This is a genomic window from Koromonas soli (assembly GCF_059726265.1).
Map to the genome: position 1 here is coordinate 4319421 of NZ_AP040872.1, position 13881 is coordinate 4333301.

The window sequence follows — 13881 nt, forward strand, 5'->3', positions numbered from 1 at the left end:
CTATTGCTGGGCGGGTGAATCTGTCGGGGTCAGATTGCTGCGGCCGACTCGCTGCCGCGCCTTTGAACGCGCTCGTTGCCACCAGCTATAAAGGCCCATTACCACGGAGCACACCAGCACGAGCCCGATGAACCACTTGGTCGAGCGCGCGAACACCTCCATCCAGTTGAAGGTGCGCAGTGACAGGACGCCTGCCAGCAGCATGAGCAAGATCCAAATCAGCGAGCCAATGCCGTTGTAGATGTGAAAACGGCTACGGGGCAGCCGCGCTGCTCCGGCGACGGGAGGTGCGAGGTGCGCGACACCGGGGATCCACTTGGCATAGAGCAGCGAGAAGCCTTTGAAGCGATCCAGCCCGTTGTAGGCCTTCTGTTCCATTGAGTCCGGCACAAAGGAGATGCGGCACATTGCGGCGATCACCTTGCGCCCCTTCCAGCGGCCCAGCTCATACCACATTGCATCGCCGAGCAGGCAGGGAACTGCCGTGGCAAACAACACCAGCCAGAACTGAAATGGATTGACGGCCACCATGGCACCTGCAGCCAACAGCAGAGGAGAGATGAATACCGGCAGTCCTAGCCGCTCACCCAAGGTCACCAGGAACATCCATAGAGCTCCGTGGCGGGCAAGCATATTGGCTTCTGACGGCATGAACATTGGTTGATCTCCCGAGCTTGGCGCGGCAGGCAAGCCGCATCCATACACACGCAAGGGACGCCACCATGGTGGAAGGCGTCCCCTTCTCTCAACAGTGTATCTGGAAATGGCCTAAACCTCTTCAGGCTCTTTACCGTTTTGGTGGGAATTCCTTACCTATACGCGGGAAAATGCCCCCAAGCGGCCGATCACCCCGCCTCGACCATTACGAGTGGCCGTCCGTCATCACCGAAGTACTTGTCCACCGGGAATCCGAGGCGTTCCCACCCGGCCAATCCCCCTTCGAGGGGGCGAACTCGGGTGATGCCAAGCTTGCGCAGCTCCGTTGCGACCTTCACGGCCGTTGCTTCGTTTGGGCAGGTGCAGTACACGACTATGACGCGATTCGTGGGAAGTTCACTCCAACGTTCGCTCACCTCGTTAGGACTCATCCTGAGAGCATTAGGAAGCGTTCGCGGGGCGGCCAGAAAGTCGAGAGGGTGCCGGAGATCAACGATTACGGGATTGCTACCGGATTCAATCTGCTGAAAGAGATCTTCAGGCGAAATGCGCGCGGCTCGTAGCGTCTCAAGGAAAAGCCGTCGCTGCCAATAGCTGCGAGCAGCCAGCACGACGGAAACCGTAATCGCCAGCGACACCGCCCATTGCGCCGTAATGACGAAAAGGCCCAGCCAGTCCACTGTACGAGTTGAGAGATAGCCTCCGGCGAGCAGCGCCGCAATCCATGTGATCGAACCAGCGGAATTGTAAAGATGGAAACGGAATCGCGGCATTCCCGCGGCACCCGCCAGGGGTTGCGCCATGCGACCCACGCCGGGGATCCACTTCGACCATAGCAACGAGAGCCCAGTGTGCTTTTCCAACGAGATTTGGGAACGCTGCACGCAGGTATCGGGTTGGAATGAGACTCGGCAGAGCACTCCAAGAAGGGCGTTGCCTTTCCAGCGCCCCAACTCGTACCAGACTGTGTCGCCGATGAGGCACCCGATGGTGGTGACCGTCAGCAGTGCGACCATGTGCATCTTGCCCATTGCGGCCAACGCTCCGGCCGCTACCAGCAGCGGAGTGACGAACAAAGGCAGGCCCAGTCGCTCCCCAAGAGTGGCGAAAAACAGCCAAAGCATTCCGTGCGCCGCAAGGAAATGAAGATTGGAGAGATGGCCCATAGCGCATTTCCTTTCGACGCAACTCAAGATCGCTGGTATGAGAGTGGAGGCAGCGTTCACTCTACCTTGATTAAGTAGATGCCTTGAAGCTTCGACAGGGTTCAAATCCGGGAGACGACGCGGTCGCTGTGCCTACGACTGTCGTCGCAGCTTCCCTGGACGGGTTCTGCGGGATATTATGTAGTCTCGCTCGGGACAGAGGAGGAAAGAATGATTCCCTTGCTCGGATTGGTTGCCATTCTCGTTGTCATCGGCCTGATTGTGGCGGCGATGTACAACGGCTTGGTGCAACTCAGGGTTCGCGCCGATAATGCGTGGTCCGACATCGATGTTCAACTAAAGCGACGCCATGATCTCATCCCCAACCTGGTCGAGACCGTGAAAGGATATGCGGCGCACGAGAAGGGTACGTTCGAAAACGTGGCTCGTTACCGCTCGGCTGCGATGGCCGCCACCTCTGCCGAGGATCGCGCGCAGGCCGAAGGTCAACTGACCCAAGCCTTGCGCGGATTGCTCGCGGTGGCCGAAGCGTATCCCGAGTTGAAGGCCAACGCGCAGTTCATCTCGCTGCAGCAACAGCTTGCTGCGCTGGAAGATGCGTTGCAGAACTCGCGGCGCTACTACAACGCGGTGGTGCGCGATCTGAACACGAAGATTCAGTCGTTCCCGACCAATATCATTGCGGGCATGTTCAACTTCCAGCAGCGCCAGTTCTTCGAAATTGCCGACGCAACCGAACGCGCCGTACCGACTGTGAAGTTCTAAGTAACAGGATGAAATTGAACCGCTCATTGAAGCCGTTGGACCCCAGCCGTAAGCGCTGGGGTTTCTTGATTGCGCTGTTGCTGCTGCTTGTCTCGCCGGCTCTCGCACGGTCGTGGAAGATCTCGCGATTCGACGCGCGCTACACGATTGCGGAAGACGGAACGGTGCTGGTTGACGAGGAAATCCATCCCTCGTTCGAAGGTGCGTTCAATGGCTTGCTGCGCGATATTCCGGTTGAATACCCCGGCCCGGACGGCACCAGCTACAAGTTGTTCGTTAAGGTAGATTCGGTTACGGATGAGAACGGCCAGAAGCTTAAGTTTGAGCAGAGTAGCCGAAATGTCCGCACCTGGAACGGAGCGACACATCGCTTCCTGGTGCTGAAGATATTTGCCGGAGGTACGGACACCGAACGCACGATTCACATCTCGTATCGTGTGCCGAACGCGGTTCGGTTTTTCAAGGACCACGACGAGTTCTTCTGGAACGTGACAGGCAACGACTGGAAGGTCCCGATCGATTCGGCTTCGGCATTTGTATCTCTGCCGGGCAGCGGGCCAGCAGGTCTGAAGGCGCAGGCTTTCACGGGCGAATATGGTGCACGCGGCCATGAGGCGACTAGCAGCGTCGAGGGAAGGAATGTCACGTTCGAGGCCACGAATCCGCTAGAGGCGCGCAGCGGGCTTACGATCGATGTTTACATCCCAAAGGGCGTCCTAAAAGAACCCTCATGGTTCACCTACGCGGTGTGGTTTGTTGGCGGGAACCCAGGCGTTCTGCTTCCGATCTGGGCATTTGTTGTGATGTTTGGTTTGTGGTGGTGGAAAGGACGCGATCCGGACCCCGGAATGTCTGTCGCGCCCATGTATGAGCCTCCAAAGGGATTGACTCCTGCCGAGGCGGGCACGCTCCTGGAAGATGCGATAGATGCTCGCGACATTACATCGACAGTCATCGATCTTGCCGTGAAAGGCTACCTCAAGATCATTGAGGTCGAGAATAAGGTTCTGTTCTTCAAGAACAAGGATTACGTGCTGCGATTAATGAAGCCACGGTCGGAGTGGGAGGGATTGGCCGCTCATGAGACGGAGGTTCTCAGCAACATGTTCCCGGAGGTTACGGCAGAGGAGACAACACTCTCCGGACTCAAGAATCGCTTCTATCTCGCACTGCCCTCGATTCGCAAAGAGATCATGGACTCGCTGACTACGAAGGAGATGTACTCCACCGATCCTGAATCAGCAAAAGGCTTGGTGCTCGTGGGAGTGCTGGCCATCGCCTTGCCATTTGTGTACCTGCAGGCGAAGGGAACACTTCATCTGACGAACTCACCCTCGGTGCTCATCGTGGGAGTAATTCTTACGGCGATCATCGTATTCCTGTTCAGTCGAATATTGGCCTCGAAGACTATGCGTGGAGCGCGCACTCGCGTGCAGTGCCTTGGCTTCAAGGAGTTCATGACCCGAGTCGATGGCGACCGCATTCGGCGCATGCCGCCGGACACGTTTGAGAAATTCCTGCCTTACGCCATGGCGTTCGGCGTCGAGCAGCACTGGGCCAAGGCATTTGAAGGGCTGATCAAAGATCCTCCTTCGTGGTATGTGGGCTCAGGCTATGGAACACCGGGCATGATGTGGAATCCCTTGATGTTCACGCACACAATGAGTTCGTTCTCATCGTCGGCCTATCAGGCGTTTGCTGCGGCTCCGCAGGCAAGCTCGACTGGGTCTGGATTTGGCAGCGGAGGCAGCTTTGGCGGTGGCGGAGGGTTCTCTGGAGGCGGCTTCGGCGGCGGAGGGGGAGACGCTTTTTAAAGCTTTGCCGCTGATTGAGGGCCAAGATGGCGCATTTTTTGTGCTGATCGCTCCCATCATCGGTCAATGGTGCCAACGCATAGGCGTCTCCGCACATCACACCTTTACGTTTTGACGTGAGGGAATACGATGTCCGAAGCTCTGCCTGAAAATAACGAAGGCCTGCCAGAACCAGAAGCGCGCCCACCCGTTGCACCTCCTGTCGAGGGCACCGCTCCGACGCTGACGGATCCCATCGATCAGCCGCTCCCGTTGAAACCCGAAATCGAGGGGCAGGAGAGAACTTCCAGATTTACCGTTGAACAGGGTGGCAGAGGCGCTATGTCCGGCACCGCTGAGCGAATTGGAAGTGCCGTCGGCATGGCTCAACGCCAGATGCGCCGCGGTCTGGAACTGGTGCGGCGCCCGGCAACAGGCGGTCAGAGTCCCGCGGAAGAACGCGCCGCGCAGCTCGCTCATGAAGGAAAAGAACGTGCGGCACAGCTGGTGGAGAACATTCAGGAGGAAGTTTCCGTTGCTGGCCGCCAAGCCGCGCAGAGACTCGATGAATGGAGCAAGGTATTCGGTGAACGACTGCAACGGTTCCGCCATCAGGCGCAGCGCACGTTTGCCGCATCAAGAGCCCGCGCCGAGGAGCTAGGCGACACTTATCCGCTACAAACAATTGCTGCCACAGCCGGGGCCTGCTTCATCCTTGGCGTGGCACTTCGTATCAGGAGGTCGCGACGTGGCTAGCCGTCCTAACTATTACCCACCAGAAAAATCCATAGCGCAGGTTCTGAGCGACTTCAAAGAGGAGCTGAAGGAGTTTGCGTCAACTCGCATCGAGATGCTTCGCTCCGAGATGAAGGAGAAGGTTGCCATCGCAAAGGCAGCCATTCCGGCCATTGCCGTGGGTGCGGTGCTGGCGCTGCTTGCGTTGGTCTTTCTCTGCGTGGCTCTGATCGCGGTGATTGCCATGGCGTTTGGTGGCGGGGCGGGAGCGTGGGCAGCGGGATTTGGAATCGTCGGAGGTCTCTTCCTCGTCATTGGTGGTGCGGCAATCGGCTTTGGAGTGAGCAGGCTCAAGGCTCGAAGCATGAAGCCCGAGCGCACTTTGCGCGTGCTAAAGCAGGATCAAATCTGGTTGCAGAATGAAGCGAGGAACGAGCGATGACCAACTCACTTCCATCCGATGAACTCGAACAGCGAGCCGCAAACCAGAGGGAGCGGCTTCATCAATCCGTCACCGAACTGCGCAGCAGTGTGCGTGAGAAATTAGACGTGCAAAGGGCGGCCCGTGCGCATGTCTGGAAAGCGTCGGCGGTTGGTGGACTGCTTGCCTTAGTGATCGGATATGGTATTGCTGGAGCGTTTACTGATTAGCGCCTTGAAGAGGTAAAAACCCACTTTCGTAACCTGCCTCTCAAACCTTGCGGGCAGAGGAATCGTAGTATGTACCCCCGTTAAGCAGTTGATTCCTCTGCGCCTAAGGCAAAATCCGTACTATCCTGATTTCCTTTTATCGTGTAATAATCCAAAGCAGCTACAAGTTACCTAAGTCATCGCAGCCGATGTTGCGGGAGGGCGGACGTGTCCGATATCCGTACGAGTAAACGGTTTCCTGTGCAACTGCCCCTGAAGGTACTCGGGAACCAGAAGACGTCGAGCGGAGAGACCTCAAACATAAGTGCGGCAGGTGTTTATCTGCTGGTGGATGGGGTCATGGCTGTGGACGACTCGATTGAGTTTGAGATCAGGATCCCCGGCGAGACGATAGGGTCCAGCAATGATGTCCGTCTGCACTGCCAAGGACGTGTAGTGCGGCGCGACTTGGATCAGGAGTCCGGACGAACAGGCGTGGCCTGTGTCATTGAAGGTTATGAATTAGTGCGCGATGCGGAAGTTGGGAGCGAATGAATGCTTAAAGTGATTCTGGCTGACAATCAAGCGATCTTTCGGGCGGGGATTGCCAAGGTTCTGGCCGTTGAGGACGATGTTCGCATAGTCGCCCAGGCCCAGACTGTGGAACAGGCCCGAGTGGCAATCGAAAAGTTCCGCGGGTCGGTCATGATCTACGCGTCTGGATTCCTGCCAGATACTGCCAGCCTGGTTGCACAGGCTCGGGAGTCCGGAATCCAGTTGGTTGTGATTGCCGAGGCCAACGAAATGCCAGAACGCTATCTGAACGCGGGCGTTCTAGGGTTGATCTTCCGCTCTGTGGATGGCGCCGAACTACTCCGATGCGTCCGGAAAGTGAGCGCGGGTGAAGTTTACGTTCAGGATCTGCGAACGGTTGCCAATAACGCGGATTCGGATGACTACGTTGGAGCACGTGTCCGCGATCGCCTGACACCAAAAGAATTGAAGATCGTCGCGCTCATCGTTCAAGGTTTTAAGAATAAGGAAATCGCGAATCTGCTTGGGACGACCGAGCAGGTGGTGAAGAACTATCTTCGAAACGTTTACGACAAGATCGGCGTTTCGGATCGCTTAGAATTGGCGTTGTTCACGATCCACCATCGTATTCTTGCGGAAGCAGCGGCCGCAAGCGCGGCAGGAATGTGCACTGCTCCTCCGGTGGACGCTAACTAGTTCGGCATTCTATACACAAAAACGCGGCTCAGATGAGCCGCGTTTGCCATAGCAAAGACTGAGCTTAGTGACGGGAAGCCCGCTCGCTCGCTTTTAGCAACTCATTCACAATTGTCACGAGCTCTTCGGGATTCACTGGTTTTTCAAGATACAGGTCGGCAAGCGGTTCGGCTGATTGGTAAGCCTCTGCGACGTAACCGGACACAACCACAACCGGCATGGTGGAGTGGTTCTTGGCAGCCTGCACCACACCTCTTCCATTGCCGTCGCCAAGTCGCCAATCGGTAACGACAGCGTCGTACTCATTAGACGTCATCAACTCGATCGCGTCGTGTGCCGATGTGGCAGGTGTCACTTCGTGTCCTGCTTGTTCGAGAATCGCGCACTTCAGCTTTACGACGTGCGGTTCATCATCAATGCATAGAATTCGCGCCATGAAATCCTTTAGATGCTGCGGGCTCAATGCGATTACGCCATCGGAAGGCGTAATACTGAAGTAATTGTCTGCAGGGGATGCCTGCTTGTCAAATAAAAGCCTCACTTTCAACAGCCGAAAATAGCTTAGAAAGTGAGGCCTCCAACTTTACATTTTGCGTGCGATCGACTTGGCCTGAGTGAACAGCAGCAGGTAGTCCGGGCCGCCAGCTTTGGAGTCGGTTCCAGACATGTTGAATCCGCCGAATGGATGCGCTCCCACCATGGCTCCCGTGCACTTTCTGTTGAAGTAGAGATTGCCTACGTGGAACTCCTGTTTTGCCTGAGCGATTCTGTCCTCCGAGTTTGTGTAAACCGCGCCTGTGAGGCCGAACTCAGTATCGTTCACGATGCGTAGTCCGTCGTCGAAGTTCTTGCAGCGAATGACGGCCAGTACTGGGCCAAAAATTTCCTGCTGCTCAATGGTGTCGCCTGGCTTCACTTCGGAGATGATCGTTGGCTCGAGGAAGTAGCCGTTTTTGCCCTCCACCGCATGTCCACCGGTAATGAGGCGTCCACCTTCCGCAATCGCCTTCTCAATGAACTTCAGCATGGAGTTCCGGGCTCCTTCATTGATGACCGGACCCATGTTGGGGTTCTCTTCCGCAGGGCCAACCGTGAGTTTTTCAGCTTTGTCCTTCAGGCGCTCCACAAATTTGTCGTACACGCGCTCATCAACGATGGCGCGGGAGCAAGCAGAACACTTCTGGCCGCTGAAGCCGAAGGCCGAAGCCATCACGCCGTTAATAGCTGCATCCAGATCCGAATCGGCATCGACAAGAATTGCGTCTTTTCCACCCATTTCGAGGATGGTGCGCTTGATCCAAATCTGGCCAGGCTGTGCTTTCGCGGCGAGTTCATTGATATGCAGCCCGACTTCTTTAGATCCAGTGAAGGCGACGAAGCGAGTCTTGGGATGTTTGACCAATTCGTTGCCGAAGCTGCTTCCGCTGCCAGTGACGAAGTTCACGACACCTGCGGGCATACCACACTGTTCCAGCACCTCAAAGAACTTCGCTGCGATGGTCATGGCATCGCCGCTGGGCTTTAACACCACCGTGTTGCCCGTGACAATGGCAGCCATGGTCATGCCAGCCATGATGGCCGAGGGGAAGTTCCAAGGTGGAATCACCGCGCCAGCACCGAGCGGAATGTAACGCAGTTCGTCCTGCTCACCGGGGAGCTGAATCGGAGTCTGAGCCTTGTCGAGGCGCAGAGCTTCACGTGCGTAGAACTCGGCGAAATCGATAGTTTCGCCCACGTCGGCATCTGCTTCGGCCCAGTTCTTGCCAACTTCGTACACCATCCAGGCAGCCCACTCGAACTTGCGTTCCCGGATTGTGTGAGCGACGCGGAACAGCAACTCGGCGCGCTCCTGGACCGGGGTGCGGCTCCAGGTCTCAAATGCCTTGAGCGCGGCGTCGATGGCCGTGGGGACCTGCTCGGCTCCGGCTTTCTGGAACACGCCTACGACTTGTTCAGGGTGAGACGGATTGATGGACTGAATCTTGGCTTCGGTGCGCATTCGATGCCCGCCGATCACATTCTCGTACTCGCGTCCGAGTTGCCGATGCACTTTGTCGAGCGCCTCACGCATGGCTCGAACGTTCTCCATTCGAGTGAAATCCAGGAAAGGTTCGTTCTTAAACGGCGTGACTGCGGCGGTTTCAACGGTAGTTGGTGCAACAGTGCTTTGTACGGTGGCCATGCATTCCTCTCAGATCCTGCGCTGCGGACCATGATGATCCGCACGGTTGGTGTAACGGACGATTCTAGCATTTCAGAATGAGGTAGGTAGGTTTTGCCCGAAAGAGAGTAGTTGAAGAGATTTTCTGACTTCAGGTTCAAAAACATTCAATCAGGCTAAAGCCAATCGAAAAGCAGCCGATAACTCTGGTGTATGTAGCAATGGCCTCGGCGGAAAGATTCGGCAATAGGGCCGGCGTCGCACGGAGGCAAGAAGGAGATCACCATGTCACTAGGCGTCCTGAATAATGTTTCGTCCCTCTCTGCTCAGAATCAGTTGTCGATGACCAATGCCTCGTTGCAGAAGACTTTGTACCGCCTGTCCTCTGGTTCAAAGCTGAATTCTGGTGCAGATGATGCCGCTGGTCTGTCGATCGCGAATGGATTGTCTGCCAACATCACTGCTCTGACGCAGTCGTCGGCAAACGCGACCAACGGTGTCGGAAAGCTGCAGGTCGCCGATGGTGCCCTCTCACAGATCACGAGCCTTCTGAATCGCGCCGTGACCCTGGCAACCGAATCGGCCAACGGCACCGTAACTGATGGCCAGCGCACCGCGTTGAATACCGAATTCAAGGCAATCAAGAACGAAATCGACAACATCGGCTCGCAGACCACGTACAACGGTTCGGCCGTGTTCTCCGGCACCGGAGCGAACTACTCTCAGGTGAAGTTCACAGCAACGAACGCATCCGGCATGGCGACGGCGATTACTGCCGGTCAGGTCAAATTGAAGTGGGGCGCGTCGGGCGCATCGACCTTCACTTCATCGGCTTCGGATGCCACTGTCGGTGATTTGATCAACGACATCAACACCAACAGCAATGGCGCTTTGGTCGCCTCGCTGGACGGCCAGGGCAATCTGCAGGTCGCCGTCACGGATGGCACGGCGAAGGACAGCACCACCAATCTTCAGGACAACACGAGCACGCTCAAAATCGGCTCTGATTCGTCGGCTGAAACCGCTGCGCAGGTCAACAATTCGAGCACGTTCAGCGTTTATCTGAGTGACGCGACCAGCACTGGCAGCGGCAGTATCAGCGTAGATATGAACTCTCTGAGCTCGAGCAATATGAACGGCGTGAGCATTGCGAGCAACGACCTCACCTCGGCCGCGAACGCGCAAACCGCACTAACCTCCATCAACACGGCAATCGCCCAGGTTGCTGCGCTGCGCGGCAACATCGGCGCCGGCATCAACCAGCTCAATGCGGCGGTAAACGTCGAAAACGCCCAGATCCAGAACCTCACCTCGGCACAGGACAGCATCAGTTCCGCCGACATCTCGACCGAAGTGAGCAACATGACCAAGTACAACGTTTTGACCCAGACCGGTATCTCGGCTCTTTCGCAGTCGAACCAAATGCAGCAGGCACTGTTGAAGCTGTTGCAGTAAGCTAGCCACGAAACTGGGTGAAGCCTTGGATGGGCTTCACCCTTTTTCGTTAGGAGAGACTGTTGGCCATCGATTCCGTCAACCCGGTGTGTCGCGAGATCCCGCCAGCCAGCGCCGTTCCTCAGCATTCTCTAACCAAAAGGGATCGAGAATTGCTCACCGAAGAAGGACGTCCTCCGATGGAAGTTGCTTCGGCAGAGCAGGAAGCTTTGCGCTGGCGAAAGCGAGAGGACTTCGAAGAGAAGTGGAAGAGGAGGCGTGGCGCGCAACTTCGGAGTACTTCAGCCGATGCCGATGATGACGACCTCAAAGTAGTCAACGAGGTAATTGGCGGTTCCCGGACATGCGTGCAGGAATTAGAAGCCCGAGAACCCAAGGTTGGCGTTGACGATCAAGAATCAGAGGAAAATTCGACCGGAACCTTATTTGACGAGCGTTCCTGAATAGGCATGAGCACAATGTCAACCAGCGGCACAGCACTGATACAGGGAACAAGCTATACGAGCGGCGCGGGCATTGACGTCACTTCCACCGTTGAAGCAATCATCGAGAGTAAGCAGACTCCCGAGACGACGTGGAAGAATGACCAGACCACCATCACCAATCAAGAAGCAGCGCTGGCGACGTTGCAGACAGAAGTTGCCGCCATTCAAAATTCGTTCCAGAGTTTGACTGAGTTCGACGGTGTGTTTGCCACCTTGAGTGCCTCGTCCTCCAACAGCTCAGTAATGTCAGCAACCACGGCCAGCAACGCTGCGGCAGGAAGCCACAGAATCACGATCTCAAACGTGGCCACGACCGGCGTGAGCTATTCGAATGCACTCCAATCCTCCAGTTCACCCATCACCGCCGGGGATCTTGTGTTTACCGTAGCAGGAAAACAGCAAACACTCAGCATTCCGGGCGACAGCGTGACCGACGCGGATGGCAACATTACGACCTCTTCAACCACTACGCTGTCGGCAGCTGCCGATTACATCAACAAGCAGAATGCTGGTGTTACAGCTTCCATCATTGCGGATGCGACTGGATCGCGCTTGGCTTTGATGTCCACTGCATCGGGCGCGGCGGCAAGCGTCACGGTTACCTCGGCTCCTCAGGAGCTCAGCTTTACAAATATGGCAGGAGTGGATGCCAGCCTCACGATTGACGGAGTGCCGGTTACGTCATCGACTAACAAAATCACGTCTGCGATTCCAGATGTCACGCTCGATTTGACAGGGACGTCGGCGCAGGAAATCACACTCGACATAGCGCCGGATAAAGACAAGATCACGGCCGCAGTGAACAGTTTCATCTCCGCCTTTAACGCGGCGGTCACCGACCTGAATAATCAATTTCAGTATGCCGCTGGCACATCCACCGCCTCGGCGTCTTCTACCTCGGGCGTGTTGGAAACTGATTCCGCGGCGCGCGATGTCCAGTCGTTGTTGCTTTCTGCCGTTTCGGTTGTCACCAGCGCCAATGCGAGCTTCAAGACCCTAGGCTCGCTCGGAATCACGATGGCGAATGACGGCACGCTCTCACTCAATAGCACGATTTTGGCAAGCGCGCTCGACAACAACTATGACGATGTGAAGGACTTCTTTCAGAACGCCGATACATCCAGCTTCGCACAGCGATTTTCATCCACTCTGACGGACTTGACTGATCCAATGGACAGCCCGATCGTTCTGGACATCAACAGCCTGAAAAACAACTATCAGCAGGATCAGGACAGCATCGACCATCTCGAAGCGAACCTGGTCACTATGCGACAGACGCTCATAGCAAAGTACAGCGCACTAGATGCATTACTGAAAACCTTTCCGTCGACGATGGACCAGATCAATACCGAGTTGGGGTTCAAGAACACGAACAGCAATAGCTAGGAAGAATGGAATGACACAGTCGGAAGTCAGCAGGAGCTATCGAGAGGCAGCCATTCGCGGCGCCAGCAGCGTGGAGTGCACCATTATGCTTTACGACATCGTCATCGGCGACATCCGTAAGGCGATTCATCACCTCGGAGCCGGCGAAATCGAAGCGCGTTCGAATGCGCTCATGCATGCACTGAGCGCATTGGAGCAATTGCAGGGAACATTGCAGATGGAGACGGGTGGAGATGCTGCGCAACACCTCTATCGCTTTTACTCGCTTGCACGCGCCAAGATACTCGAGGCGCAGATCAAGCGTCGCGCACGATTGTTCGAAGAAATTCTCGAATCGATGCAGCAGGTGAGAGAGCTGTGGGTTAAGGTAAAAGAACAGTCGCAGCCTTCCGAAGCTGTCCCGGAGCCGTGGGCAATAGGGACGGGCGAAACAGGCATTCAGAGCGGAGCCTGGAGCGCGTAGCAATTCAGTAATCAAATTGAAAAGGCCGCCATCAAGGCGGCCTTCACAGTTTGCGGAGTTTATCGAAGGTAATCGAGAAGACTGACCTGATTCATCTTGGCCGCTGCGGCAACCGTGGCGTTCCGCGCATACTCGGCTTGCGTCACATTGGTGGTTGCAGTGGCAACATCGCTTGCCACCAGAGTGTTCTGATAACCCGCAATGTTAACCTTCTCCTGGTTCAGGAATGATTCGTTCGACGTCAGCTCGTTGACCGTGTTGCCGTAGAAAACACGCGATGTGTTCACAGCGTTCAGCGCCGTGCTGATGGCCGTTCCAGCGGAGGCGATGTTATCTGAATCGCCTGATTGTAAAGCGTCGACCATCGATTGCAAGGCATCGAAGACATTTGCGTTCTGCTGTGAAAAGATGCTGCTGCCAGGTAGATTCGCGGCGATCGAAAGCCCGGTGCTGATCTGAACCCTATTCTGTTGATCGTTGCCGACATAGCTGATCTGATCGGGATTGTTCGCATCCTTAAGATAAGGAGGGGTGCCGGTAGCGGTGCCGCCGAAGACATATTGCCCAGCATACGCCGTATTCGCGAGCGATAGCATTTGGTCTTTGATGCCCGAAATCTCGGAAGCAATGGCAGTGAGATTCGTCTGGTTCATCGTTCCGTTCGCTCCCTCAACCCCGAGGGTGACAGCGCGTTGCAGCATCGTGATCGCTGAACTTAGAGTACTGTCCGCTGTGTTGAGTACTTGCTTTAGCGACTCGGAGTTTGCTGTGTACTGATCGGCGGCAGAGGACTTGGAGACCTCGTTAATCATCGAAGCCTCAGCGGCGGGGCCATCGGAGGGCTTGTTCACTCGACGCCCAGTGCTTAGCGCCTGCAGGGCAGTGGTTTCGTCCTGCTGTGACCTGTTAAGCAGGGACACCATATCGGCGGTGTAGTTCGGATTGACTCTCATTG

16 protein-coding genes are annotated in these 13881 nt (G+C 56.0%); 11 read left to right on the forward strand and 5 right to left on the reverse strand.

Features of this window, described 5'->3' with window-relative positions; translation table 11 throughout:
- Both AC6IY8_RS18795 and AC6IY8_RS18800 read right to left on the reverse strand, forming a co-directional pair.
- Positions 1 to 651 carry a DedA family protein gene (locus AC6IY8_RS18795; protein ID WP_497776345.1) on the reverse strand — a complete coding sequence of 217 codons (651 nt, stop codon included), beginning with the start codon at positions 649 to 651 and terminating at the stop codon, positions 1 to 3.
- Between the two features lie 194 nt (positions 652 to 845).
- A complete protein-coding gene (locus AC6IY8_RS18800; protein ID WP_497776347.1) occupies positions 846 to 1823 on the reverse strand; it encodes a rhodanese-like domain-containing protein in 978 nt (325 codons plus the stop codon).
- A gap of 210 nt (positions 1824 to 2033) precedes the next feature.
- Between AC6IY8_RS18800 and AC6IY8_RS18805 the strand changes: the two genes are divergently transcribed.
- From AC6IY8_RS18805 to AC6IY8_RS18835, 7 genes are all read left to right on the forward strand, one after another.
- A complete protein-coding gene (locus AC6IY8_RS18805; RefSeq protein WP_497776348.1) occupies positions 2034 to 2588 on the forward strand; it encodes a LemA family protein in 555 nt (184 codons plus the stop codon).
- Positions 2589 to 2596: 8 nt separating this feature from the next.
- Complete coding sequence (locus AC6IY8_RS18810) at positions 2597 to 4402, forward strand: DUF2207 domain-containing protein (protein ID WP_497776349.1); 1806 nt, start codon at positions 2597 to 2599, stop codon at positions 4400 to 4402.
- A 129-nt stretch (positions 4403 to 4531) separates the two neighbouring features.
- The gene (locus tag AC6IY8_RS18815; RefSeq protein WP_497776350.1) at positions 4532 to 5137 is read left to right on the forward strand and encodes a hypothetical protein; all 606 of its coding nucleotides are present in this window, start codon (positions 4532 to 4534) and stop codon (positions 5135 to 5137) included.
- On the forward strand, positions 5130 to 5558 hold the full coding sequence (locus AC6IY8_RS18820) for a phage holin family protein (protein ID WP_497776352.1): 429 nt from the start codon (positions 5130 to 5132) through the stop codon (positions 5556 to 5558). Before AC6IY8_RS18815 ends, AC6IY8_RS18820 begins: the two co-directional genes overlap by 8 nt.
- Positions 5555 to 5767, forward strand: a complete 213-nt coding sequence (locus AC6IY8_RS18825; protein WP_497776353.1) for a hypothetical protein — start codon at positions 5555 to 5557, stop codon at positions 5765 to 5767. The genes AC6IY8_RS18820 and AC6IY8_RS18825 overlap by 4 nt, the downstream gene beginning before the upstream one ends.
- 207 nt (positions 5768 to 5974) lie before the next feature.
- Complete coding sequence (locus tag AC6IY8_RS18830) at positions 5975 to 6301, forward strand: PilZ domain-containing protein (RefSeq protein WP_497776354.1); 327 nt, start codon at positions 5975 to 5977, stop codon at positions 6299 to 6301.
- Positions 6302 to 6976, forward strand: coding sequence for a response regulator transcription factor (locus AC6IY8_RS18835; protein ID WP_497776355.1), 675 nt, complete (start codon positions 6302 to 6304; stop codon positions 6974 to 6976).
- Between the two features lie 64 nt (positions 6977 to 7040).
- Here AC6IY8_RS18835 and AC6IY8_RS18840 read toward each other — a convergent pair whose 3' ends face one another.
- Positions 7041 to 7412 carry a response regulator gene (locus AC6IY8_RS18840; RefSeq protein WP_497776356.1) on the reverse strand — a complete coding sequence of 124 codons (372 nt, stop codon included), beginning with the start codon at positions 7410 to 7412 and terminating at the stop codon, positions 7041 to 7043.
- A gap of 147 nt (positions 7413 to 7559) precedes the next feature.
- Positions 7560 to 9158, reverse strand: coding sequence for an L-glutamate gamma-semialdehyde dehydrogenase (gene pruA / locus AC6IY8_RS18845; RefSeq protein WP_497776358.1), 1599 nt, complete (start codon positions 9156 to 9158; stop codon positions 7560 to 7562).
- Positions 9159 to 9422: 264 nt separating this feature from the next.
- Between pruA and AC6IY8_RS18850 the strand changes: the two genes are divergently transcribed.
- The 4 genes from AC6IY8_RS18850 to AC6IY8_RS18865 all read left to right on the forward strand — a co-directional run bounded on the left by AC6IY8_RS18850 (position 9423) and on the right by AC6IY8_RS18865 (position 12926).
- Positions 9423 to 10592, forward strand: a complete 1170-nt coding sequence (locus AC6IY8_RS18850) for a flagellin N-terminal helical domain-containing protein (protein WP_497776360.1) — start codon at positions 9423 to 9425, stop codon at positions 10590 to 10592.
- A gap of 62 nt (positions 10593 to 10654) precedes the next feature.
- A complete protein-coding gene (locus AC6IY8_RS18855) occupies positions 10655 to 11035 on the forward strand; it encodes a hypothetical protein (RefSeq protein WP_497776362.1) in 381 nt (126 codons plus the stop codon).
- Between the two features lie 6 nt (positions 11036 to 11041).
- A complete protein-coding gene (fliD, locus tag AC6IY8_RS18860; protein WP_497776363.1) occupies positions 11042 to 12463 on the forward strand; it encodes a flagellar filament capping protein FliD in 1422 nt (473 codons plus the stop codon).
- Between the two features lie 10 nt (positions 12464 to 12473).
- On the forward strand, positions 12474 to 12926 hold the full coding sequence (locus AC6IY8_RS18865) for a flagellar export chaperone FliS (RefSeq protein ID WP_497776364.1): 453 nt from the start codon (positions 12474 to 12476) through the stop codon (positions 12924 to 12926).
- A gap of 59 nt (positions 12927 to 12985) precedes the next feature.
- Here the strand turns inward: AC6IY8_RS18865 and flgL are convergent, their stop codons facing one another.
- Positions 12986 to 13879 (reverse strand): flagellar hook-associated protein FlgL, encoded by an 894-nt coding sequence (flgL, locus tag AC6IY8_RS18870; RefSeq protein WP_497776365.1) that lies wholly within the window; start codon positions 13877 to 13879, stop codon positions 12986 to 12988.
- Positions 13880 to 13881 lie beyond the last annotated feature (2 nt).

Excerpts from the sequence above, each read along its gene's own strand:
- AC6IY8_RS18795 (WP_497776345.1), bottom strand. The coding sequence starts at position 651 with ATGCCGTCAGAAGCCAATATGCTTGCCCGCCACGGAGCTCTATGGATG.
- AC6IY8_RS18800 (WP_497776347.1), bottom strand. The coding sequence starts at position 1,823 with ATGGGCCATCTCTCCAATCTTCATTTCCTTGCGGCGCACGGAATGCTT.
- AC6IY8_RS18805 (WP_497776348.1), top strand. The coding sequence starts at position 2,034 with ATGATTCCCTTGCTCGGATTGGTTGCCATTCTCGTTGTCATCGGCCTG.
- AC6IY8_RS18810 (WP_497776349.1), top strand. The coding sequence starts at position 2,597 with ATGAAATTGAACCGCTCATTGAAGCCGTTGGACCCCAGCCGTAAGCGC.
- AC6IY8_RS18815 (WP_497776350.1), top strand. The coding sequence starts at position 4,532 with ATGTCCGAAGCTCTGCCTGAAAATAACGAAGGCCTGCCAGAACCAGAA.
- AC6IY8_RS18825 (WP_497776353.1), top strand. The coding sequence starts at position 5,555 with ATGACCAACTCACTTCCATCCGATGAACTCGAACAGCGAGCCGCAAAC.
- AC6IY8_RS18835 (WP_497776355.1), top strand. The coding sequence starts at position 6,302 with ATGCTTAAAGTGATTCTGGCTGACAATCAAGCGATCTTTCGGGCGGGG.
- AC6IY8_RS18840 (WP_497776356.1), bottom strand. The coding sequence starts at position 7,412 with ATGGCGCGAATTCTATGCATTGATGATGAACCGCACGTCGTAAAGCTG.
- pruA (WP_497776358.1), bottom strand. The coding sequence starts at position 9,158 with ATGGCCACCGTACAAAGCACTGTTGCACCAACTACCGTTGAAACCGCC.
- AC6IY8_RS18850 (WP_497776360.1), top strand. The coding sequence starts at position 9,423 with ATGTCACTAGGCGTCCTGAATAATGTTTCGTCCCTCTCTGCTCAGAAT.
- fliD (WP_497776363.1), top strand. The coding sequence starts at position 11,042 with ATGAGCACAATGTCAACCAGCGGCACAGCACTGATACAGGGAACAAGC.
- AC6IY8_RS18865 (WP_497776364.1), top strand. The coding sequence starts at position 12,474 with ATGACACAGTCGGAAGTCAGCAGGAGCTATCGAGAGGCAGCCATTCGC.
- flgL (WP_497776365.1), bottom strand. The coding sequence starts at position 13,879 with ATGAGAGTCAATCCGAACTACACCGCCGATATGGTGTCCCTGCTTAAC.